The 24,393-nt window shown below is 61.8% G+C and carries 13 protein-coding genes and 1 pseudogene; 10 read left to right on the plus strand and 4 right to left on the minus strand.

From position 1 onward, the window contains the following. Positions 1-560 precede the first annotated feature (560 nt). On the plus strand, positions 561-1,904 hold the full coding sequence (locus ACRB8A_RS03850) for a hypothetical protein (RefSeq protein ID WP_432245629.1): 1,344 nt from the start codon (positions 561-563) through the stop codon (positions 1,902-1,904). A gap of 719 nt (positions 1,905-2,623) precedes the next feature. On the opposite strand, the gene ACRB8A_RS03855 is transcribed toward ACRB8A_RS03850, so the two are convergent. Then, positions 2,624-3,541 (minus strand): HEPN/Toprim-associated domain-containing protein, encoded by a 918-nt coding sequence (locus tag ACRB8A_RS03855; RefSeq protein ID WP_432245630.1) that lies wholly within the window; start codon positions 3,539-3,541, stop codon positions 2,624-2,626. Positions 3,542-3,913: 372 nt separating this feature from the next. On the opposite strand from ACRB8A_RS03855, the gene ACRB8A_RS03860 reads away from it, so the two are divergent. After that, positions 3,914-6,937 carry a hypothetical protein gene (locus ACRB8A_RS03860; RefSeq protein ID WP_432245631.1) on the plus strand — a complete coding sequence of 1,008 codons (3,024 nt, stop codon included), beginning with the start codon at positions 3,914-3,916 and terminating at the stop codon, positions 6,935-6,937. Positions 6,938-7,129: 192 nt separating this feature from the next. Continuing rightward, on the plus strand, positions 7,130-10,393 hold the full coding sequence (locus tag ACRB8A_RS03865) for a hypothetical protein (protein ID WP_432245632.1): 3,264 nt from the start codon (positions 7,130-7,132) through the stop codon (positions 10,391-10,393). A gap of 330 nt (positions 10,394-10,723) precedes the next feature. On the opposite strand, the gene ACRB8A_RS03870 is transcribed toward ACRB8A_RS03865, so the two are convergent. Beyond that, positions 10,724-12,073, minus strand: a complete 1,350-nt coding sequence (locus ACRB8A_RS03870) for a competence protein CoiA family protein (protein WP_432245633.1) — start codon at positions 12,071-12,073, stop codon at positions 10,724-10,726. A gap of 156 nt (positions 12,074-12,229) precedes the next feature. Further along, a complete protein-coding gene (locus tag ACRB8A_RS03875) occupies positions 12,230-13,726 on the minus strand; it encodes a DUF2971 domain-containing protein (protein ID WP_432245634.1) in 1,497 nt (498 codons plus the stop codon). Between the two features lie 222 nt (positions 13,727-13,948). Here ACRB8A_RS03875 and ACRB8A_RS03880 point away from each other — a divergent pair. The 7 genes and pseudogenes from ACRB8A_RS03880 (at position 13,949) to ACRB8A_RS03910 (ending at position 22,485) form a co-directional block, all read left to right on the plus strand. Then, positions 13,949-15,094 (plus strand): annotated as a pseudogene (locus tag ACRB8A_RS03880) (IS3 family transposase). Positions 15,095-15,751: 657 nt separating this feature from the next. Continuing rightward, positions 15,752-17,545, plus strand: a complete 1,794-nt coding sequence (locus tag ACRB8A_RS03885; RefSeq protein ID WP_432246011.1) for a zinc-ribbon domain-containing protein — start codon at positions 15,752-15,754, stop codon at positions 17,543-17,545. Positions 17,546-18,035: 490 nt separating this feature from the next. Then, positions 18,036-19,361: an LssY C-terminal domain-containing protein gene (locus ACRB8A_RS03890; RefSeq protein WP_432245635.1), complete on the plus strand. Its 1,326-nt coding sequence runs from the start codon at positions 18,036-18,038 to the stop codon at positions 19,359-19,361. A gap of 110 nt (positions 19,362-19,471) precedes the next feature. Then, the gene (locus ACRB8A_RS03895) at positions 19,472-19,894 is read left to right on the plus strand and encodes a ChaB family protein (RefSeq protein ID WP_432245636.1); all 423 of its coding nucleotides are present in this window, start codon (positions 19,472-19,474) and stop codon (positions 19,892-19,894) included. 137 nt (positions 19,895-20,031) lie between these two features. Further along, positions 20,032-21,327, plus strand: coding sequence for an MFS transporter (locus ACRB8A_RS03900; protein ID WP_056596319.1), 1,296 nt, complete (start codon positions 20,032-20,034; stop codon positions 21,325-21,327). A 101-nt stretch (positions 21,328-21,428) separates the two neighbouring features. Further along, positions 21,429-21,635: a hypothetical protein gene (locus ACRB8A_RS03905; protein ID WP_056596022.1), complete on the plus strand. Its 207-nt coding sequence runs from the start codon at positions 21,429-21,431 to the stop codon at positions 21,633-21,635. Between the two features lie 301 nt (positions 21,636-21,936). Next, entirely contained in the window at positions 21,937-22,485 is a 549-nt protein-coding gene (locus ACRB8A_RS03910) for an AMIN-like domain-containing (lipo)protein (RefSeq protein WP_056596024.1), read from the plus strand. Between the two features lie 241 nt (positions 22,486-22,726). Here ACRB8A_RS03910 and ACRB8A_RS03915 read toward each other — a convergent pair whose 3' ends face one another. Further along, positions 22,727-24,280 (minus strand): APC family permease, encoded by a 1,554-nt coding sequence (locus ACRB8A_RS03915; RefSeq protein ID WP_432245637.1) that lies wholly within the window; start codon positions 24,278-24,280, stop codon positions 22,727-22,729. Positions 24,281-24,393 lie beyond the last annotated feature (113 nt).

The raw sequence follows: 24,393 nt of genomic DNA on the forward strand, positions 1-24,393 counted from the left end.
CACCATGGGGTCCCCTACCGCAGCCCGGCTCAGGCCACCCATCTGTCTCCACTTGCTTGTGGTGCCTCTACGGTGTCACAACCTTCCAGCTGAACGTGACGTGTTCGGCCCTGCACCGCTATCGATGAAGACCACCCGAATCTCCGGCTCAGCCTGCGGGACGTCGAAGCCGTCCGCCGCGCACGAAGACGCGAACTGCACCGTACTATCAACGACCACAGCCTGGTCGTCGATGCACGCGAACAACCTCGAACCGCCGAACCACCGCGCCGCCGGCCGCGGCTTCCCCGCTACGAAGAGGACTCATGATGGACCAGCCATTTACAGGCGAACTCCACAGCACCGCTGTGACGTGTCTCAGTTGGCCTTGAGGGTTTGTGAGACGTTCCCATGAGACAGACTCGATGAGACGGTTTTTGGCACCAAAAGGGCCTCCTTGGTAGGTGCTAGATGGTGTCGCGCAAGCTACAGTTCGTGAGACAGCCCACCGTTGTGGTGAGGCTGGTTTGACAGCCCTTCCAGTGAGCCTCCGCCTATTTGTATTCGGCTACCCTGAAGCCATGGCTCTATTCAGCATTTGGAACGAACTCGGGTTCAACGACAACCCCTACAGCCAGGTGACACTACGAGCCGATGAAGTTGGAGAGCGTCTGCTTGCCGGCCGCGACAAGGAAATCAAACTTCTGATAAGAGAGATCGGGGACTCGGGGGCGCATCCCTCAGTCGAGGGACCGATCGGCGCCGGTAAAACAAGCATGATCAATGTCGCCATTTATCGCATGCAGCAGACATGCCTTGAAGCCAACGCCCAGGAACTTTATCTTCCGGCTGAGGGTGACTTCCAGCCTGACCCCGATCCGGTTAAGTTCGAGCGGGATTTGTACTACGTTCTGGCTCAGACCCTTATCAAGTACAAAGATCAGTTCGCCAAAGTGGGCCTCCCAGAGCCGGACGTAAGACTCATGGACAAGTGGCTGAACCATTACCAGTACACCAGCAAAGGCGGTGGGGTTGAGGCTGCAACTGTAGCCGTCCAGGCAAGCTATGGCTCGGAACCGAATCCCGTCGTTACCGAATCAGGCTTCCAGCGCAACGTCCGGCAGCTGCTGAAAGATTGCTTTCCCGAAGGGGCGGGCGGGGTTGTGTGCGTGCTGGACAACTTGGAGATCCTGCAAACAGCCGGCAAGGCGAGGGATGCTTTAGACGAGCTGCGCGACAAGGTTTTCGACATACCCCAAGTTCGCTGGGTCCTTTCGGGGTCACGCGGCATCGTTTCGAGGGCCAAGAGTGAGAAGCTCAGCGGAGTAATGCTAGACCCCCTGATCCTAAAACCCATAGACGATCAAGCCGCATGCGATGCCATCACACGTAGAATCAGTGAATATGGGACGGAAAGCGCCGTTGTCCCAGTCTCGCCGGAGTCCTTCGATTTCCTATACAAGACTTTTAACCGAAACCTACGGGAGGCGTTGACCCGGGCAGGTGAGTTCTCACGCTGGTTCCATGACCAATACGTCGACAACTTGGATGAACCGGTCCCTGATGAGGCTGAGCGTGATGCATTGGTCAGCACCTGGCTGATGGACAAAGCCGAGTCGGCAGCGGAGAGTTCGCGGTCAGTACGCAGGAGAAGCTGGACATTTTTCGATGCACTTTGCGAATACGGCGGGCGTGCCGGCTCAAGCGAATACGAGCGGTTCGGATTTGCTCAACCACAGGGTCTTTCCGCTGCCGTAACCGATCTCTCTGATGCGAACCTCATAGTTAGAGAACTGGACCCCGACAACGGCCAAAAGACGGTTAACTCAATTACGCCTGCTGGCTGGTTGGTCTACTTCTTCCGCAAGAATTTCCCCAGCACAGATGATTCTGAAGGGCTAGATGAGGAAGTGGCTCTGGAGTGAGTTTTGTCCGCCGCCCATGGACCTTCGCGGCGGTGTGCGCGTCAGGGTCGTCTCGATGGCCCTGCTGCTCTACGGACTATCGCAGGTGCCGCCAGTACAGCTGCTGCCTGGCTATGCGGCCGCCTACCTGCTGCTCAGCGATGGCAGAGGACGTGCCGGCGCACGCTCGTCCTTGACGCTGCCGCCCCTCCCGTGTATCGCCTGCGACCACTTATTGCGGTGTGAATGGTTGACCCAACGTCATGCAGGAAACTGAAGCACGTTGCATACGACCTGCTTCTCTGTGGTCCCACGAACTGTGGCTTGCTGAGGACCAGTGCCGGACGCTGTTGTTGGTTGCTCCCGGGAGATAGGCACGCGTGAGGGAAGGACGGTTCTGCCGGTGCACACGGCCTGGTTACGACCGAGTATTCGCGCGCGGTGTCGGCGCAGCCTACGAAATCTGTCCTCACACGTCTGCAGCGCGGACCCAGCATCGCTGACAACCAGTTTTTATCGGGTGCGCGGTGACGTCCGCTCGTTGTCCATCGTGCATGGTGATGAGCGACGAAGCGGTCCTTTGCCGAGCAGAGGCGTTGGTGCCCGGAAGGCCCGACCTACGAATGTCTGAGGGCGGCGGAACAACCTTCTTTCGAAGCACTCTCCGGACTTGATGGGGACAAGGAAGTGAAGGCTGGTCGATCCATCAAGTGAGACCTGCGCTTTGCGCTTATTGCCGTCTACGGAAGGCCGGGAAGCGGGCGTGGGAGACGCTTCGCTATCCCCAGAAGAAGCTCGATGCTGTTGCGGATTTTGTCGCCGGTCAAGTCGTTATGTTGATTCTCCGGGTGATGGATCATGTGGCGAACGGCCGTCGGAAGAGTTGTTCTCTCCTCGACTACCGACCCGTCCTCCTTCAATCGTCGGTAGAGCGTCGTTTTGTGAACTCCATATTGCGCCATCCAACCATCAAATTTGTGTGGGCGGCTCTCTTCGGCGCGATCCTGCAAGCGTCCGTACAGCCTCGTGTGGTTCACGATGAACGTTTGCAGGTCAATGTCGGTCAGGTCCTCGAGCGATGCCCACCCGTTCTCGACCAGATCGTGGTGGTGCCACACCAGCGGCAGCGGACGGCTCTCCGCGCGCTCGGCAAGCACCCGGAGGATGAGCGCGAAATCCACGTCGGCGATGAACTCTTCAAGAAAAGCATCCTCCGAGTCCCACGCGGAAAGCACGTCCACCACAAACGCCCTGAAGTCCCAGATGTACGGTTCCAGATCCTCAGAAGTGAGCGCAGCAAAGTCAATGCGGGTGATGGCATCATGGAAGTCGGCGAAGGACAGGCGCAGGTCAGCGGTGCGGTTCCAGCGTGCCACGGTGGCCTCGAACTTGACCTTCGTCTCCTGCTGCGAGTAGCCGAGGTGGCAAAGCCGGAAGTATGCCTCGTTCAAAGTTGTCCGGAACCCCGGCTGTACTTCGACAACATCACCGGCATAGCGGGTCTCAACGTCGGTAAGGCTCCCTGGGGGGAAAAGCCAGTGGTGACTGATCCAGTTCCGGTTCTTCCCGTAGTGGATGTCAATGCCGTTCAGTGTCAACGTGATCGCCGAGCCCATGGTTACATCCTGACATTTCCTTTGGGATACGGTGCTGCTCATGTCTGTCCGGCGTCATCGGCTATCCGTCGGTTCGGGGTCGTGCAAAGCGAGCAGGACGGATACCTGGGGAGGCGTAGCAATCATGAAGGTACCGAGTAGCCCGTTTCGACGACGGCCTAGTGGGAGGGTTCCGGCTGACTTCGGTGCAGACAGCCGCTCCCCGAAAGGCGCGGCCATCTGTTCCTCAAGGCGGTCCTGTGGCGGGATATGGTGAAGGCTGCCGTACCGGCCATATCAGTTGGGACACGGTTCCAAGGTCTGCCGGTTTCTTCCTGGTGCGCCTCAGCGTGTCGTGCGCGGACCGGGTTGAAAAGGGGTGTGTGCCGGTGAAGCCGGTGGTGGGGAGACGACCAAAAGAATAGGGGGCGGGTCATGACTGATGATCACGAGCAGCTGGTTCAACAAGTCCGTTTCGGCCTTGAAACCATTGGTGAGCTGAATGCTCATCATGACTTTGAGCGGCTCTGCCTAGGCCTTGCCCGACGTCGCATCGTCAGCAACATACTTCCCGCAACGGGGCCAGTCAGCTCCGGTGGGGACCAGGGTCGGGACGGCGAGAGCCACTGGACGAATCTGCCTGCCGAACTCCCCGGAACATCGGTGTTTGTCGCGTTGGCCTCCACCGAACGCGTTGTTTTGGCCTGCACCACGCAAAAGAAGGCAGTTGCGGGGAAAATCCAAAAGGATATTGCCAAAATTTGTGGCACAGGAAGCACCGTCAAACGCGTCATCTACTTCACCGTCACGCCAATTCCCGTCGCCAGGCGTCATCAGCTTCAGAAGAAGGCAAAAAAGGATTACAAGGTCTCGCTGGACATCTGGGACGCGGCAGCTATATCCGAACACCTCGCGGATGAGGACCTCTTCTACCTGGCCGTCAGTCACCTCAAAGTTCCGGCAAGTCTGGCCCCAGCACCCTCCGCGCCCACTCCGGAACTGCCCTCCTGGTATATCGACTCCAGGGACAGGTGGCGGTCTGACCGTCCCAACCAGGCGTCACTGGGTGAGCTGATGGACCTTCGAGCCCTGCTCCGGTACGCCACTTTCAACGCTGAGGCCCGAAGCGATCTGCCCGAGCTCATTGCGCACGCCCGCCACCTGATGGACTCCGCAGAGGATACCGGTATGGCATTGCGCTGCCGATATGAAGCGGTCGTCGCAACGTACCGAGGGCTGCAGGACATGGCCTCGGTGAGCGATTTGGCAAGGCAGTTCTTGGATCCCGTCACCAAAGGAGCAGAGGATCCCGGGCTCCTTGAAGATGCCTTTGTCATGCTTCAGTACATGTACGGCCATTGGCTCAGGAATGGAAAGAGCTTTTCGAAGGAGGAGCTCGACTCATACTTTGACCGTCTCGCCGAACAAGTGGATGAGCGGCTGGCTGCTGCAGAGTCCGTGCGTTTGGGGATGACACTTCGATCGCTGTCTGCCCGCATGGCGCTGAGCCCTGCCTCCCCGGACGATCTCCATACAGCGGATTATGAGGTGGTCACCCTCGACTGGGACGGTACCGTGGACACCGAACACCACAACCTGAGAACCCAGCATGCGCCGGTGCCCTTGCGCGACCTCGAAAAGGGGATGCAGTTGCTCCTCGACGTGGGGCGGGACATTCCAGCGGCGCCTCTCTATCCCGTGGCCCCGCTTGCTGAGTTTTTCGAGACCGTTAGTCCCTACCTTGCGGAACACCGCCTTTACATGGACGTTCGCGAAGCTTTGGATACCGCCGTGGAGGCCGCCGAAGGAAAATCGGCCAGGGGACGCAGGGCATGGGAACGGGCCAACCGCATGCTCGAGTCAAACCAGCTCCGGGCTGCACTCAACGAAGTGCAGGAAGCAAAGCTGAACTGGTGGAAAGGCGACACCGTCGAGTACAGCGTCGAGATGTCGATGCTCATCTCAGATTTATACTCGCGCATGGGCCTTCCGTTGGCTGCAAAACAGTACGCACTTTCCGCAGCCACCCTAGCGCACAGTACAAGTGACCCTGCCCTGGCCGCGTTCATCCCCTTGGCCTTCATGCAGGCATCCCTCTGCGATTACCGCTCCGGAATGTGGCTCAGCTCGGCCGGGCTGGCGAAAGCTGCCCTTGACGTCCACAGCTCCCTCAGCAAGGCACCCGGCGATCCGGACCGACACCCCTACCTCTCGGAACTGGTCGAATCCCAGCTGCGCATCTACGGTGTCGCGCGCAGCAGCTTCCCGGCATGCTTCTCGATAGCGAAACCGGTGGTCTTGTCACTCTTTGGCGGAGAATGGGTCGAACAGCTCGAAAAGACAGCCAAAGTGATGCCTAACGATGTGGAGTATGAGCCCGGGTTCATTTTCGCGGACGCCGGCAGCGATCGCGCGTACAGATGGAAGGCGTTCGGGCGTGAATGGGAGGTGAGTTGCGCCAATGACCGAATCTCAGTCCTGGCAGCGGAACGGTTTGTCGCCATGCTGCAAATCGTTCTCTGTGAGATGACAACCTACGACCCATTTTTCCCCCCGGGACGGTCGGAGGTGAAGGTGATGGCTGACGTCCCGAAGGGTGCGAAGCTGGGGACAGAGCTCCCGGCCGGAGACCATGATCAGGACGGGATCCTTCAGGTGAACTTGACGCCTGTGCAGCATCTGGATGCGAGGACCGCCCATGTGGAGGTGTCCGCTGCCGTACTCAAGACTGTTTATGCCGCGAGCCTGAGGAATGGTGTTCAGCTCCGAGCGTGGTTCGAGAAAGCGTTCGACCAAGGACTTTGGCACAAACTGCTCTCCAGCCGTCCCTACGACGAGACAGCAGATCTGCTGCCGGACTCAGCCTATGAAGCGATGTCCCGCGCTGAAGAAGATAAGCCCGAGGGCCCGGTATTTCCTCAAGCTCCCGAACTCCCCGCATTCGAAGGATATGCGGAAGGTTTTACGGCTGGTCGACACGCCGAGATAAACGCCAGCCGTTACCGGAAACTCATTCCTGCTACCCGGCACACGGTCGCAGGGCTAAACGGGGATGACAATTTCCGGGCAACCGCTACCCGATTGAGGTCAGAGGGCTGGCACGACTGGCATCTGCTCATGGCGATCGCCAACATCGCGGGAAATGAGCGTCTCACTAGGGAAGGATTCTTTGAAGGGGACTGGAGGAAAAACTTGTCCGGGCCGACTGCTATGGACATGATGACCCGGCCCGAGCTACAGGACATTGCCTCACCGGAACTGTTCACCGAAACGGAACTTAGAGACGGCCTTACATTCTCCCTTACAGCGACGCTCAACGTCTATGAGCTCGAATGCCACACGAATCCGATCGACTTCACGTCCATCTTTCAGTTTCTAGGGGACCGGTTCGGCTACTGGACTGACGACATAGAGCACGAGGATATTTTCTTGTGGGGCAGCCACGGCTCGGGAAGCTGAGGCCGCCACGTCGCAAGTTATTTAGTTCCCGGGTAGGCCTCTTCGTTTGCAACTCAGGCCTTTTAGCCGTCCCGGCACGATCTGCCTTCCTCGATGCGGACGATCCGAGGAGCTCCTTCTATCTTCCGGGGTCAGGCCTGAGGGCAACGGCTGGCACCCGGCAATCATCCTGCACGGATAGAGTGTCAGTCGATGAGCCTTACTTCGCTTCTCCGGGACCCGCAATCGCCAGAGCGCGCTTACCTTGATCGCATCTCTCCGCTGCTTGAAGCATCGGGTGGGCAAACCAACGGCGCCCGTGCGGCCGCGGAGGCCCTGGGCCTGAGGGAGCTCGCCGTCAGCAAAACTGTGGTGTCCCCGTTCCCGGGGGCGGACCCCCGGCTGGCCGGCACGGCCTTCGATTTCCGCGCGCGAATCGATCTAGGCGGTTTTGACCCCCACCATTCCGAGGCGGCCAGCGGCGTTGCGCTACAGGCTGCCCTTGCTCCCTCTGTCAAAAACGGCATCCACCGAACACGGATCCTTACCGAAGCCTTCAACGTCGCTGTCATGCTCTTAGATGAACCGTCCAGTGACTCGGACCGCGATCGGGCGGCCATTCTGCTGGCGTACTGCGAACAGGTCGCGCGGAAGGGCGCCGCAGCGATGAACGGTTCCTTAGGTACGATTTGCGACCAGTCATTGGACGGAGACTCATTCGCGGCTCAGGTTGATTCACGGGCGCTTGCCAACCTCAGATCCTTGATGTCCTCCAACGCTGATCAACTGGAAGCCTGGCGGGAGCAGATCGCCGCGGGCGTCCGCTACGAACCCAACCCGCAGTTCGCCGGGTCTGAACTCGTCGGGGGCGCCGACGCGGACTGGACGATTGGGCAGACCCTCATCGACTGCAAGGTCTACAGCACGTTGTCGGTCAGCAGGCTCAGGGCGTTCCTGCGGCAGTTGCTCGGCTATGTCATGCTCGATTCCGACGACAGTCTCGGAATCCGCCGCGTCGGCATCTGGCTTCCGCGCCAGCGGCTCATGCCGATCTGGAGCCTTACCCATCTCTTGGGCGGGGAGGCAGCAGAACTGCTGCCGTCCCTGCGGGAAGGGTTCATCAAGGCGACTGCAAGGACGCAGCTTGCCCTGCATGAGCCGGTACCCGAGCGGCGCCGGCACCAGTATCTTGCCGACAACCGGAACACGCCGTTCGACATACTGGACGACCTCGCGACCAGCAGGGACCCCGACATCCGCCGCCGCGTGGGACGGAATGAGTCGACTCCGGAGCCCACTGTCCGGATACTGGCCAGCGATGCCCGCTGGCTGGTGCGCCAGGGGGTCGCCACCAACAGGAATGCGCCCGAGGACGTGCTGGAGGCCTTGGCCTGCGATCGGAGCGTGGCGGTTAGGCGGGCAGCTGAGGAGAATCCGCGCGCTCCTCGGCCGCAGCTGAAGGCCGTCACGGCTGACATCAGCCGTGACGGTGCCCAGGATGCGCAGGCGGTCGGAATCGGAACAGGCGTGGACGCCAGGGTAGCCCCCGAGACGCAAACGGGCACAGCGCTGGATGTGAGCAGGATCCACATCAATCAGGATCGAGACGAATCCGCTCTGGAAACGCGCTGGTTTTCAAACTTCCTCCTGATGGTCGGAGGTTTCGATCAACTGCCGATACCGCAGGCGAGCTACGTCTGGGGCTGGCAGACGGGGCGGCGGCTGGTGGTCGAGGAGTGGGTGCGGGCAGGCCTCCCCGACGACGTCCTGACCGATCTGATCCGCGTAGAACGCCCCGCCTGGGTGCGGAGGGTAGCTGCAGGCAAGCTGCCCCTCACCGAGCCGGCGGTTCGTTCAACGCTGCTCAACGATCCTGATCCTGCGATTCGCTGGCAAATGTTGGAACGCTCGGTTCACCACCATGCCGATGATCTCACGGCATTCCTGGCCGACCTCGGGGCATCCCGGGAAGCGAGGCTGCGCTTCCGCACCGCCGGGTTGGGTCCCCGGCGCGAGTGGCCCTTTAGCGCCGCCGAATATGAGCGGCAAACACTCTGCGTTCTCGCCGCGCACCCGTCGACCCCCTACAGCGCACTGTCGCTCCTGATGGAGGACTCCCCGCCTGAAGTGCTCGCGATGCTGGCCGAAAACCCGACCCTGAAGGCCGAAGATCACGCACGGCTTATCGGGGCTTTGAAGGCCAGCAGATCAGTCGCAGTCCGAGTGATGCTCGCGTCGCTCGGGTCTGTACCGATGCCCGCCCTGATCGAATTGGCCTCGGATAGAGACGCCAGCGTCCGGGCGGCCGTGGCCCGACATCCCTCAACACCGCCGTCCACCCTCACCAGGCTGGCCGGGGACCGTCAGCGCGAGGTCCGGCTTGCGGTATTGGGAAACCCGGTAAGTCCCGCTGAAGCGGCCGGGTCCATCGCAGAATCCCTGCTGCTGGCAGACGTAGATGAAGCCCTGTTGGAAGTGCTTGGACTAGTGAGTGGACGCACCGACGTTGACGTGCCGGCCCCGGTGGCTGAAGGTGCCCTTGACCGGCTATCGAAGAGTCGAAGGCGCGACCCCGACATGCGCCTTAGGGTTGCCGGCGACGAACGCACAAGTGGAAAGACTCTGGCGCGGCTGGCCCGAAGCGCCGACGAGGATGTACGCCGGGAGGTCGCATTAAACCCCCGTATTTCAGACTCGGTGACGGAGCAGCTCGCCGGAGACCCAGAGCCAGGCGTTCGGGCATCGATAGCTGCCAACCCGGGTACACCTACGGCTGTTCTCTCCTGGCTCGCCCACGACGAAGAGCCTCAGGTCCGGGCCCGGGCGGCCGGGAACCGGAACCTTCCTCCAAGCATCCTGGAAGCCCTGCTCAACGACACGGCGGACAGCGTCCGGACAGCAGCCCTGAAAAACCCCGCAGCGCCGGAGGAGCGTGTGCGGGAAGTGGAAGCCGAATTGGCCCTCTCCTGGACTGCACGGACGGGACCCGGCCGAACAGTCCTGGAGCAAATGGTCGCGGATAAGAGGGCGGAGGTGCGCATGGGCGTCGCCTATAGCCCGGCCGCTGATGCCGACCTGCTGAGGATGCTTGGGGGCGAACGCGGGAGTACTCGGGTGCGGCGGGTCGTGGCCGCCAACCCGAACACTCCTGCGGCGGTCTTGCGCGCACTTGCCGATGACGACGACTACCTGGTCCGCCAGGCCGTCGCTTTCAACGAGGCGACTCCACTGGATTTGCTCGTGGACCTCGCAGGTCGAAGTGTGGACCTGGCTGTTCTCGTTGCCATGAACCCTGACGTCCCTCGGGATGTCCTTGACGCCCTAAGCTACGACCGCAGCCCGCTTGTCCGGTTCGTCGCAAAAGGCTTCCTGCAGTCCAGTGGTGTCTTAGACACCGGAACCAGCACGACAGGGCTTGCCACGAGTGACCGAAAGCTGTTGGGCAGTCTGGTACCGGCTACGGAATTCCACGCCTAATCCGCGGGCGCGGCGCCACGCATAGGATGACTCCAGAGGTTGCCCTCCGGAGTGTTGTGCTGGACAGCGCGCTGCTGGAAAGAGGGCAACCTTTTCTCGTCCTGGGGGTGAGAGAGGTCGGCGAACTGACTGGAAATAATCCTGTCGTTTTATCAGGCCCGGGCCGCCGCTCCACGAAGCGCTGGCGCCGACTTGGGAACCTGGGGGAGTGCGGCGAGTACAGATCTTCTTCCTGGCGCACTTGGAAGCTCCGGACCGCTTCGATTCGATACGGCCTGTGGGTCAGCATCCCGATGATGACGCGGGGACGGCCCTGCTGCCGGGGTGTATTTACTGCCGCTTGAAGAACGGGTTGCCCAACCGCGGCGTAGGTCGTTTCTGGCACCAGTCGCACCACTGCTTGGGTGTTGAGTGGATAAGGCACCGCCCCGATGTACTGGGATCGGCTGCAGCGCGTGGCTGCGGGACCGCGGAAGGCTGCGGGGTTTCCAGGTTGGGACCGCTGATGGTGGACCATTTCTCCGGTCGGATCCGGGAGATAAAGAACTGGCCCATGGTGCTGTCGCAGCCGGGACAGACGAAGGCGCTGTAGAGCCTGCCGCGGGCCGTTGTGCGCCTAAGTTTTATGACGGCTTTTGGAATGTCGGACTCGGCGGCCTTCATCCAGTCGTCGACAGCGCGGTGCACCTCTGTCTGGTTCTCGATCCGTGTGTCGCCCACTTCGGCCTTTATGTCCGGGCGGGGAATCCGGGCCCACTTTTTCCTGAACCCGGGGCGTCGGGCATCCCAGACCAGCATTGGCTCTTCACAGTTCCAGCAGCAGGTGAGAGTACCCCAGACGAAGGTGTCCGTCTGGACGCGCACTATGTGGGGGCCGAACGCTGATTCGGGGGAGGCACATCGATTATTCATCTCCTCGATCTGTTGATCGAGCGCCTCTTGTTGCAATCGCTCGACCTCGGCAGCCGCGGCTGCCTCGTCTGCAGCAGCTTTATGCGCGTCGGCCTGCTGCTTTGGGGTCCCGTGCTTCCACGAGTGGCCCTGACGCAGCAAGGTTTCGATGAAGGCGCCAAGCCTGCCTCCGGCTTCCAGGAAGTCCTGTTCGGTGGGCAGGTCCAGGAGGTCGGAAGGGTCGTCAGGGACCGCGGATGTTTTACCGAACCCGGTCACAACCACCGGCACCTTGATGTCCTGGGGCTCCAGTTGGCGGGGCACGAGCCAGACAGGAAAGAGAGCGCTCTCGAAATAGCGCTGGGATCGCCTGATGTACTCATCGGGTGTTTGCGGCGACAGTTGGACCTCGAAGGCCACGCCCTTCCTCAAGTCATCGGATTCGGCCAGGACATCGATGACCCAATCACGGGACGGATGGGCATGCTCTACGATGGCGTGCCAGCCAGGGACATTGTCAATGCAGCGCTGCAGGGCTTCCTTCAGGGCAAGATGCTGCTGTGATTCCCCGCCGTGCAGCGAATCGCAGCTCTTCTTGCTGTAATGAGCGAAATACCGGGTGGACATCCCTCGCTTCATAGGCACCGCCCGAGTCCCGCAGAGCGGGAGGATCATACGGACCCGGTCGTCTGACTCCTGAAGTTCGGCCCAGGACATAGCGTCGTGCTTCGTGGCATCGACCCGTGCACCGTCGAGCATCGCGGTAAGCAGCAATGTTCCCCCTCCCATTGAGCCAGCGACCGGCCGGCCAAGTGATTCGACCCACTGGCCTGACTATGTCAGCAGACCTCTTTGACTCTGCAGCTCCCTCTTGAAGAAGTATGTATTTCGGGACACGGCCCCGGACTCTGTCTACTTGCTGGAAGGCGAGCCACCCGGCCGGCGTCAGCCCTTGAATGGTTGCTCGGACTTCTTGACGTTTCTGCTCGCTTGCCTGTAGTCCAACTGCGTCAACAAGCCCTCAATGGTTCGAACGATGCCATCAGGGGCGACGGGAGAACACCGCACACCCCGCAGCGGTAGCCGTGCGTCCTCATCCTGTGACGCAGTTCTTACATGGAGGACAGGAACGATACTCCTACGCCCATGCTCGTAGTGCACCGGATCGAAGTTGGTGAAGTTGGTAGTAATCCACCGCACCTCCTTCTCGTCCTCGAAAGCATCATGCTTCATTACAGACGCTAGGATGACCGCCTGCTTCCGAAGTTCCTTGACCAATGCTTCGTGATCACTTTCGCCAGCACGGTCGATGTCCTCGATAGCGTTCTGGATGAACTCAGTCGCCAGTCGTTCCTTTTGGTTTTTCTTGTAAGTAACTCGATACCAACCGCTAATGGGAGGTACGTCGTCCCGAAGGCTCTCGGAGTCCCCATCGTCGTCCAGGGCAATACCGTCAGCGGACAATTCTATTTTCGTGCTCAAACCGAGCGCGAAGCCGTCACCGTTCGCATAATTCCTCCACAACGTGAGGCTGTCAGGTTGACTAGAAGCGGATATGTAGTAGACCTCGTTCAGTATGGTGTCGAAGTAGGTCGCGTCCAGGACCTCGCTCATCAGCAGCTCGACAGTCTCCCAATCGTCGGGGTCGTACTCCTCGTCTTCCTTCGCCTCGTTCAACTGTTTCTCGAAGGCTTCACCAATGAGTGAAAGTCCATGGGTCATCTCGGAAGCGTCGTTGAGACTTTCGGGGCTTGAAGCCCAAAGGTTCCCACTCTTGATGATGGACAGGCACGCATAGCCGTTGGTGTAATGCCACACGTAGTTGTTGCTTCGGTACCGCAACGTTTCTGTTGTGGTGAGCCACTCCTGGGTTTTTTTGGCGAAACCCGCAAGCGACGCATGTCGCAGGGAAGTTTCAATAAACTTCGTCAAAGCATCCGAGACAGGCTTCAGTGAAACGTTCTGCTGGAACTGCAACTGGCCGAGTGGAAATGAGGGATTAACGAGCATCTGAGAAAGGTCAGGTGTCGCTACTTTGAGGATCCGGTTGATGCTTTCCAACACTTGGGTAGAAATATACGGTTTAGGCACGTTGGGGTGTGACAAAAATCCTAGGGAGTTCGTTATGGCGCTGACCGGCATATTTGAGGCTGCGTAAGACTGCAACCAGGGTGCTGACACGATCCGTCGGAGGCGCTCCAATTCCTTTGGTGGGAAGGCAACGTTGTCTAGGCGCGCAGGTTTCTCAGCATCTTGTGCTTCGCTGGCGCTACCCTTCGCATCGGTGAGTATCTGATCGAGAGTAACTACGTAACTTCCCGGCTCCGCGTGAGGCCTCGAATCTTTGGACTGCCCAGGATTAGTAGACTCCTCTGCGTCAGCCTCAGCGGTTTCAGCATTATCAGGCTTGTCCGCATCGTGTTTTATGTTCCTATCAGTCACAAAAGCAATCCTTACATCCTCAGCGTTCCTATCCTGACGCTCGGGGAGGGTGTCGGCTTAGAGGGGTGAGAACTGATCCAAGCCACGAAAAGCTACCTTGGTTAGCCAAGGCCACGGCGGGCGGGCAAGGCTACCTCGTTCAGACGTCGTACAGAGGGGACTGCCCCGGGTTTTGTTGACTCCTTGACCTAGCGAGCTTGTGCTCGTGGAAGGATGTTGACCATGCCCACGGCTTATGGGGCGGAGTTCCGCCAGGATGTTATTGATGTGGCCCGCAAGGGCGAGGCGCCGCTGGCGCAGATTGCGAAGGATTTCGGGCTTTCGGTCACGACGTTGAAGCGCTGGATTGCCATCGCCGAACGTAAAGATTCCGGAGCCGGCCCGGCGGTTGCGGAGTCGACCGAGATGCGAGAGCTGAAGAAGCGCAACCGCCTGTTGGAGCAGGAAAACGAGATTCTGCGCCGGGCTGCTGCCTATCTGGCGAGGGACATCAACCCAAAATGATTTACCCGCTGGTCACGGATCTTGCCGCCGACGGTGTTCCCGTGGCGGTGACCTGCAGGGTGTTGGGAAACAGCCAAGCAAGGCTATTACCGATGGCGGGCCAGTCCGGTGACTAAACGGGACTGGGCGGATGCGCACGTGGTCAACGCCGCTCGGGAGATCCACGCCGACGATCCTGCTTTCGGGTACAGGTTCATCGCCGATGAGCTTCCGGGGAAGGGCATCACGGCGGGCGAGAACAGGGTTCAGCGCCTGTGCAGGGACCACGGCATCTGGTCGGTGTTCTCGAAGAAGCGTGGGCTGAACCGGAAGCCCGGGCCGCCGGTTCACGACGACCTAGTGGAGCGGGATTTCACTGCCGCGTCGCCGAATGAGCTGTGGCTGACGGACATCACCGAGCACCCCACGGCCGAGGGGAAGCTCTACCTCTGCGCGGTGAAGGACGTCTATTCCGGCAGGATCGTCGGGTACTCGATGGACTCGCGGATGAAGTCCTCGCTGGCGGTGGCAGCGCTGGAGAGCGCGGTGCGGGCGCGGCGTCCGGCCGGAACGGTGGTGCATTCGGATCGTGGTTCCCAGTTCCGGTCCCGCCGCTTCGTTGAATCGCTCCGTCGCCACGGGCTCACCGGATCGATGGGCAGGGTGGGTGCGTGCGCGGACAACGCCGCGATGGAATCGTTCTTCTCGCTGCTGCAGAAGAACGTCCTGGACCGTCAGCGGTGGCTCACACGCCAGGAACTCCGGCTGGCCATCATGACCTGGATCGAGCGGACCTACCACCGCCGGCGACGGCAAAGACGGCTGGGCAAACTCACGCCCATCGAATATGAAACAATCAACCGGACCGCGTTCACAGCGGCCTAAGACCCCGAGTCAACAAAAGCCGGGGCAGTCCCAACTGTTTTTGCTGAACCATGAACCGGGTGAGCTTCTGCCCCTTAGTGACTACCTGCATGACCGCACCAACGGATCTATCGGCTCCCTGGGACGCTTGCTCACGGGCGCAGCCATGTGGCAAATCCACCAAGGCGTACCCGCCTCAGAGGAAAAGCTCACCCAGGAACTTCTCGACGACTGGACGATCGACCACTCAGCCGAGCTAAGCCGAGAAGCTCAAGGGCGCGGGCACCGCCCCACGAACAGAACGGAAGCACATGTCGCGTGAAGCCGATGTAATCATGTCGCGCGCCTACCCCGTTCACGTCAGGCCGCGTCACCGGGAAACCCTGGACAGCTACTGGCGCCGGCTCTCACAAACCAACGGAGAGAACGACGCGCACCTGGCACACCTGGTCAGGACGGTCACCGACAGCAAACGCCGAGACCTCACCTCAGCGATCCGTCTGAGGATCATGCACGCCAAAGCCGGACTCGAACCCGGCTTCTTTGATCGTGCGACCAACTCTGACTTGGTCCATCCGGACGGAACAGCATGTGCCCATTGCACGGTCGGAGTGGACGTACGGTGGATGTGCAAAAGATGCGCCCATGGGGAAGACATCCAGGTTCGTCCACACATGGATGGGAATATCTGCCTCCGACACAGGCTGTGGATCGGCCCGGACTCCAGCCCAGCTACCCAGAACGAAGTCAGCCCGGAAGCCGTTCAAGCCGAAACCAGGTTCAGGCGGTTGCGAAAGAAAGGCCTGGTCGACGCAGTCCTCTACACGGAGACCAGGGACATGCTCCGCGCCTGTTATCCGAAAGGAACCGGACGCCGCACTGTACGAGTTACTCATCGCCGTGCTCTCCCTCATCAGTGACCGAGACTTCATCAGCGATTTCTTCGTCGCTGGACAGTCCTACAAGTCAGCCTTCAGCTATCTGGCCACGAAACTGCTGACCATCACAAAGCGAGACATCTCCAGGCTGGCCACCGAACTGTGGATCTACTTCCGCCCCACCTTTCTCCGGGTAAGGGAAGCAGACGACGACGGACTCCTCCCGTCCGTGTGGGAACACGACTACCGCGCCATCGACGCCAGCGGCTTTCGAGCCTGTCCAGCAATAGGTCCAATTCAGAAATTCAGTGACTACTTCTCAGTGATCAGTGAACCGAAGGATGAGCGGACCGATTGGGCACTCCGTATTTATCACTACGGAGAAGTGTCGCTATCCCGTCGAAACGTCCCCCGTCAGACCTCGAAAAAGGCAAACATTATTTGCTTGGCCGGACATCGGATAATAAGAGAGCTCGACGGCCTCGCAAAAGCCATAGATGCGGGAAGCCCCGGCTGCCGTTTTTGCTCCAGGAGAGTGGTGCTGGCCGGTGTCAATGACCTAGTAACGACGCATCCGCTAATAGCGGCCGAATGGGATGAGGCACGCAATGGCGCCGCGGCGTCAGAAGTCCTTGCCGGTTCACGGAGGAAAGCCTGGTGGAAGTGCCCAGACGGGCATTCGTACCAAAAGCAAGTTGCTAAGCGCACGGCTGGTGAAGGATGCATCCGCTGCCGTCCCGGACGAACTTACGGGACCATACAGCAGCTGTTTCCACAAGCAGCAAGCCAGTGGCACCCCACGATGAACGGAGACACCTCACTCGACCAAGTCACACACGGCTCGTCCGCATCTTACTGGTGGCTCTGCGAGTGCGGTTCGTCCTACCAGCGACGAGCGATAGGCCAGGCGGGTTCCCCAGGGTGCTCGCCCTGCCTTCGGCGACTAGCCAGAAGCAGCCTTCACGAAGCCGTGGAGGCACACCCAAACGCGTTTTCCGAATGGCATCCCACCCGCAACGGCTCATACTCCGACGCCATCCCACTGCGCAGCACCAAGAGATTCTGGTGGAGATGCAGAAACGACCACAACTACACAATGAACATGAACCTCAAGCTGCTCGGCGGCAGCTGCCCTCACTGCGCCGAGCGGACCGTCCAAGCGATCCCCGGAGAGCGGATTGCAACCGCGGCTTTGGCGGGCGAATGGATCGATGAGCTAAACGGTGGACTCAAGCTTCATGAAGCCAAAACGACACAACGCTACGTTTGGCGGTGCATGCACGGTCACGCCTTCCAAATGAACCTGGGAGCACGCCTTGAAGGAAGCGGCTGCCCCTACTGCTCTAACAAAAAAGTTATGCCCGCATTCAACGATGTTCTTACCCGATTCCCACAAATAAGTGTGAACTGGGACGAGGAGCGCAACGCCGTCGGCCCAAATGAGGTCCTGGCTGGCAACAGGAGATGGTGGTGGACCTGCACCGACGGTCACACCTACCAGCAAACAGTTATCGGACGGATGGCCTCACGAGGATGCAAGCAGTGCCCACCGTCACTACGCGCGATTGAACTCGCAGCCTCCGAAAGCAGCTAAACCCCCCCCAACCTCACCACCCCCGCTGCCAAAATGCTCGGAGCCGCCACTGATTGAATTTGTGCCTGTGTTTTTGCCGCTAGTTGGATGCTCAGTCATAGGCCCTCTGGGCAGGGCATCAGCAAAGTAAGTAACAGTCGTAGATCTCCAATAGAAGGTTCCAAGGACCGCGCCAAATGGCGCGGTCCTTTCACGCCTAAAAGCCATGCCATCCATCGAAAAGCAGCCGAATGTCGGCGCCAAAAGGATCAGCTAAGTTGAAACGAGAGTGGCTTTGCGGCAGGCTGTCCGACACGGCGCTGATGGGTCCAAGAAGGTGAAATAGGCCCTCCTGCAGTGAAATCTCACAGGAGCCCTCCGTTCCGGCGATTCTGCCGGAACGGAGGGCTTTTCCTTTTCCCGGAAGCAGCCGGTCCCGCTGGTGCCCGATCCTGTCCGGCAATGTGGGCTAGGGTCAGTGCAACAAACCTTCGTGAAGGGTCGCCACCGGATGTCCGTGCGCACCGGGCGAAGGGTGCCGCCGGTACCCGCAGCCACCCGGCAAAGTTTCGCTGACTGGGCCTTTTTTGTGCTCGGCGGCGTGTCAGCCGTCTGGCTTGCCGCCGTCCTGGTCCGGGAGAGCTTCCTCTTCGGCTGGTGGCAGTTGCTCTTCCTTGTGGGGTTCTGGGTGGCGCTTGCCTACCTGGTGCTGCCCCGGCTGCACAGCATCCTGACCCGGATCTACGTCCCCGACTACTTCATCGGCCGGGCCCGGACCAGCGACGGGTTGCTGGGCGACCCGGTCAACCTCGCCCTCCTCGGCTCCGAAGCCCAGCTCCACGCCGCCATGCAGGGCGCCGCGTGGATCCGGGCCGATGACCTGTCGTTCCGGACCGGGTTCCGCATTGTGAAGTCCACCGTCCTGCGGCGCAGCTACCTGGCCGCGCCCGTCAGTCCGCTCCTTCTGTTTGGCCGCAGGCAGGACTTCGCGTACCAGCAGGAAGTGGACGGCAGCCCCGGCAAACGACACCATGTCCGGTTCTGGCGCGCCCCCGCGGGGTGGTTGCTGCCCGGCGGCATCAGCGCCGATTGGCTCGCCGCCGGCACCTATGACCGAAGCGTGGGCTTTTCGCTTTTTACGCTGCAGGTCACCCACAAGATCGCGCCGGACACCGATGTGGAACGGGACCATATCGTGGCTACTGTCCTTGCCGCGCAGGGGGACGCGACGGTGAGCGTCATCCGCGATTTTTCCACCGGATACCACGCGCGCAACGGCGGCGGCGATGCCATAGTTACCGACGGCGACCTGCCCATCCTTGACCTGCGCCAGCTGGCTGCCGGCACCGCGGAGCCTGACCAGGGCACGGACAGCCGCGACCGGCGCCCCGCGCCGGTGGTGGTGGGCGCGGTCATGACCGCCGTCAGCGCGCTCGCCTCGATCCTCACCGGCATCGTGCAGCTGCTGGACGCGCCCATCACCGCCGCCGACACCGACCCTGGACTGGGGCCGCTCGCCACCGTGGTGGTACAGGTCGCGGCGTCCGCCGTGATCGCCGTGGGGGTGGTGATGGCGCTGCTCGCCTGGCGGGTCTTCCTGGGCAGTGCCCGGGCCAGGTCCGCCGTGATGCTGCTCAGCGTGCTCTCCATCGCAGCCCTCGTCACCGCGTCTGAGTCCGGCAACCCGGATGACGTGCGGCAGAACCTGTGGAGCGTGGCGCTGACGGTGCTGGTGCTGCTGGCGCTTTCCAGCGACAGGGCAACCACCTACGTGAAGCGCCGGCGCAAGGCGCCCAAACGGATCTCGGGGCTGCCCGGCGGAACGGCCCCGTTCTAGCTGCGCAGGCCTTGCCCGGGGCCAGCCCTGCGCCGCGCTTTCCCTTCCCGGGACGCACCTTCCGGCGGTACTCTGGGACCCGCCAGCACCACGACCGGACAGGAGTGCCAATGCCCAAGACCGGCAAGAACCACCACGCCCTGAAGAAGGAGCTGCCGTCCACCCTGCAGCGCTCCGGCCAGGAAGCCCAGGACACTTTCGCCAAAACCTACGACTCGGCCATGGAGTCCTACAACGACGAAGGCCGCGCCGCGCGGACGGCGTTCGCCGCCCTCAAGCACAGCCACGAAAAGGTGGCCGACCATTGGGAGCCCAAAGCGGAGAACGGCCCGTCGGACGAACGGGCGGAGCAGGGCGGTTTGTCGGATAAACCCACAGCCGGCGGTGTGGACGCCAACGCCTCCAAGGCCCACCTCTATAAGCTCGCGAAGGAACTCGACGTCGCCGCCCGCTCCACCATGGGCAAGGACCAACTGGTCCAGGCCCTACGGAAAGCCAACGACGCCGCCACGCGCAGGGCCAGCGGCGGCTAGCGGTTCCCAGCTGACCAGGGCGCCCCGCCAACTGGCCCTTGCCGTTCCGCCCGCCAGGGTGTCGAATCAGAAGACACATGTGGGCCGGCTTGGACGCCAGGAGGAACATTGTCCGCCATTTCCTGCACGGCACTGCAATGAACCCGGCCGCCCAAAAGATCCAGCGCATCTACCTCACGCTGACCCTGGGCAACACCCTTGCGGCCTCGTTCATCTGGGGCATCAACACCCTCTTCCTGCTGGATGCCGGCCTCAGCAACCTGGAGGCCTTCGCCGCCAATGCGTTCTTCACGGCCGGGATGGTCCTCTTCGAGGTGCCCACCGGCGTCATCGCCGACGGCTGGGGCCGGCGCACCTCATTCCTGCTCGGGACGTTGACGCTGGCCGTATCGACCTTCCTGTACTACCTGCTGTGGCAGTGGTCCGCGCCGTTCTGGTGGTGGGCCGCCGTGTCCGTCCTGCTTGGCCTCGGGTTCACGTTCTTTTCCGGGGCCGTTGAGGCCTGGCTGGTGGACGCGCTGCGCTTCTCCGGATACGACGGTGACCTGGAGGCAGTGCTGGGCCGCGGACAGATGGTCTCGGGCATCGCCATGCTGGCCGGATCCGTGGCCGGCGGCGTCCTGGCGCAGGCCACCAACCTGGGCGTCCCCTTCCTGGTCCGCGTGGCGGTGCTGCTGGCCCTGTTTGCCGTGGCCCTGCGGCTGATGCACGACGTCGGCTTCACACCCGAGCGCTCTCCGCACCCGATCCGGGCCACGCGGGCTGTGCTGAAGGCATCCGTGGACGGCGGGCTGAAGAATCCGCCGGTCCGCTACATGATGCTTGCCGCACCCTTCACCGAAGGTGTCGGCTTCTACGTTTTTTACGCGCTGCAGCCCTACCTGCTGCAGCTGTTCGGTGACCCCCGTGCCTACGCGGTGGCCGGGCTGGCCGCGGCCATCGTGGCTGGAGCGGATGTGGTGGGCGGGTGGATGGCCCCGCGGGTCCGGCGCCTGGTCCGGCGGCGCACCACCATCCTGATCGCCAGCAACGTCATCAGCTCCGTGATCCTGGTGGTGCTGATGGTCACCGCCAACTTCTGGGTGGCGCTGGCCCTCCTGGCGCTCTGGGCCGTGGTGGGGTCCGCAGGCACCCCCGTCCGGCAGGCCTACCTCAACGACATGATCGAATCCAGGCAGCGCGCCACGGTCCTCAGCTTCGATTCGCTGATGGGGTCCGTCGGGGGCGTGGCGGTACAGCCTGCCCTGGGCCGCACGGCCGACCTGTACGGTTACCCGGCGTCCCTCGCCGTGGGCGGTGCCGTCCAGCTGCTGGCCGCCCCCTTCATTTTCCTCAGCCGCCGGCAACGCGCTGCTGCTGATGTCCGGACCGAGCCGGCACCGGACACGGACGCAACGGCAGGGACCGACGCCGGAACGGCACCTGCGCCTTGACCGTTTCCGGCGGGTGCCGGGCAGGGGCAGCCGCGGCAGAGTTAATCGCCGGGAGACGGGGACGAAACGCGGCCACAACAATCGCTGCGTAGGTTGGGCGCATGACAGCTCACAACGCAGGCCGGCTCCTTGACTGGCTTCGGGACGTCTTTACCTACGAATCCCCGGACCGCGCCGCCGACGCCATGGCCGACGCGACCCGCTGGGGCTGGTTGCCGGCGCTCAGCGGTGTGGCCGCCGGTGCGCACCACGCGAGGGCAAGCCATCACGGCGGCCTGGAGCCCGAAAACAGTCGTGGATTGGCCTGACGACGTGGCATCGGAACGGCCCCAGGTGATACTTGCGCCACTGCTTTAACACCTGTCCCGTGCCGGCGGAACGTGTGGTTTTTGCTGCCGGCCGGCGTCGTTACCTGCCATAACGGCGCGGGTGCCGAAACGACATCAAACGGATGACGGCGGGGCAAATTTCCGGTCTTGATGCATGGTGGCGTGATGCTGGGGAAGCTTCGCTAACGGTTGCGCGCCGAAGCGGAAACAAGCCTTTTTTCCGGGTCTGGAGGCTCCTAGCCTTGAGCTATCCACCCGCTCCTCACCCAGGAAAACGACAATGAAAAAACTATCAATCTGGCTCACCGCGCTTCTCATCGCGGCAGGGCTGGGCATCATCATCCCGGGGCCAGCCTCGGCAGCTACATCGTATTGCGGCCTCACTTGGGGGTCATTGGCCAAGGCAGCTCCTGACACCGGCGCAGGGTCCGTCACCAACGTCCGCTCCGGCCGTCAGGCCTGCTACGACCGGCTGGTGATCGACCTCAATGGCCGGACGGACGGCTACAGGGTTGAGTACGTTAGTGTCATCACCAGCGACGGCAAGGGAGAGGTAATACCCGTCAGGGGCGGTGCCCGGCTGCGGATCGTTGCCCTGGCTCCTGCCTACAACGACTCCGGGTCCGCCACCTATCTGCCGGCCAACCCGAAGGAAGTAGTCAACGTGGCCGGTTACCAGACCTTCCGCCAGGTGGTCTGGGCCGGAAGCTACGAGGGCCAGACAACTCTGGGCCTGGGCGTTCGTGCCAGGCTTCCGTTCCGGGCCTTCACCCTGGTCGGTCCGGGCGGCGGGTCCCGCCTGGTGATCGACGTGGCACACTTCTGGTGAGCCTGTCCCGCCCGGCGTAAATTCCCCGGTATGACCACAGAAAAGGTGCCGCAGCCCCGAACCAGGGACCGCGGCACCTTTCGTTGCGTACTGCCGATGGATTGGAAACATGATGCGACGCGGTTTTGGTCCGGCGGTGGATCAACGGGAGCCAGCTGGAACAGGCAGGCGCGGGCTGGCAGGGCGTCCGGGTCCAGGTCGGGCTGGCTTGCGGGGCCCTACCGCGATGGTGCCGCAGTTCCTACTCCGGGACCACCAGGGCCGGCGTGTCACGCCGTAGCGTCTCGCCGCGGAAGAACCCGGGCCGCACCTTGGCCATGACCAGCATAAACACGGCGCCCAGCGCCAGGATGCCGATGCCGAGGATAAACACCAGGCCCACCCCGAACACCTCGGAGCCGCTGCCGAATTCGGGCGCCCAGCTGTCGGCAGCGGTCTGGAGGAACACCACAAACAGGCCCACGCCGCCCAGGACCGGGCAGAGCAGCCGAAGGACGAAGTGGCGGACGCTGCTGAAAACGCTGTGCCGGAAGTACCAGGCGCAGGCCAGGGCGGTCAGGCCGTAGTAGAAGCAGATCATCAGCCCCAGGGCCAGGATGGTGTCATTGAGGACATTTTCGCTGACCACGTGCATCACGGCGTAGAAGCCCGCCGAGACGATGCCGGCGGCAATGGTGGCGTAGCCCGGCGTCGCAAATTTGCGGCTGATGCGGCTGAACGGCTGCGGCATGGCGCCGTAATGGCCCATTGCCAGCAGGCTGCGCGAAGGGGACATAAACGTGGACTGCAGGGATGCAGCCGAGCTGGACAGCACGGCCAGCGACATCAGGATGGCAAAGGGGCCCATGATGGGTGAGGCCAGGGCCGTGAAGATGTTCTCGTGGATGTCGGCGTTGTTCAGGCCGTTGCCGGTGTCCCCGACGCCGGCAAACATCATGGTGGCGATGCTCACCACCAGGTAGATGCCCAGGACGATGACGGCCGTAAGGGTGCCGGCCAGTCCCGAGGTCCGCTTGCCGTTGGCGGTTTCCTCATTGACCGTCAGGCAGACGTCCCAGCCCCAGTACACAAAGATGGACAGCGAGATGCCGGCGGCGATCTGGCCGAACGTCTCGATTTTGGTGACGTCGAACCATTCCCAGCTGAAGGGGATGGCGGTTTCGGAGGTGGACCAGTTGGCGAAGGCCATCCCCACAAACAAGCCCAGGACCACCAGTTGGAAGCCCACCAGGCTGTACTGCACCACTTTCGTGGTGTGCATGCCGCGGTAGCTGACCCAGACCGCAAGAGCCACAAAGACGAAGCAGGTCATTACGTTGACAGCCTTGTTCCCCGCGAGGTCGGCGTGGTCGGGGGAGCCCGTCACCTGGGAAAGGAAGAGGTAGAAGAAGTCGACGGCGACGCCAGCCAGGTTGGAGAGCACAATGATGTTGGCCGCCAGGAGGCCCCAGCCGCCCATCCAGCCCACCCAGGGGCCAAACGCCTTGGTCACCCAGGTGAAGGTGGTGCCGCTGTCCGGCGAGTCGGCGTTGAGCTCCCGGTAGGCCAGGGACACCAGGATCATGGGGATGAATCCGATGAGGAAGATGACGGGCAGCTGCAGGCCGGCCTCATTCACGGTAGGGCCCAGGGCGCTGGTCAGGGTGTAGGCCGGGGCGATGGTCGAAATGCCCAGGACAACCACGGCCAGGAGTCCCAGCTGGCCGCCCTTGAGGCCTTTGGCGGAGATGCCGGCGTCTCCGGAGGCGGGCGCGTTGCCGGGGGACTTGGCGCTGGTGCGGGTGGTCTCTGTCATGGCACCACTTTCTGGAAGAAATTGAGACGGCAGTCACTATATGAATGGCGTTCATTTAGTATGGGGTCGGACCGGCCAGGATGCAAGGGCGCAGCAAAAAGTGGTCCCCGGCA

This window comes from Arthrobacter sp. G.S.26 (genome assembly GCF_050847375.1).
GTDB lineage: Bacteria > Actinomycetota > Actinomycetes > Actinomycetales > Micrococcaceae > Arthrobacter.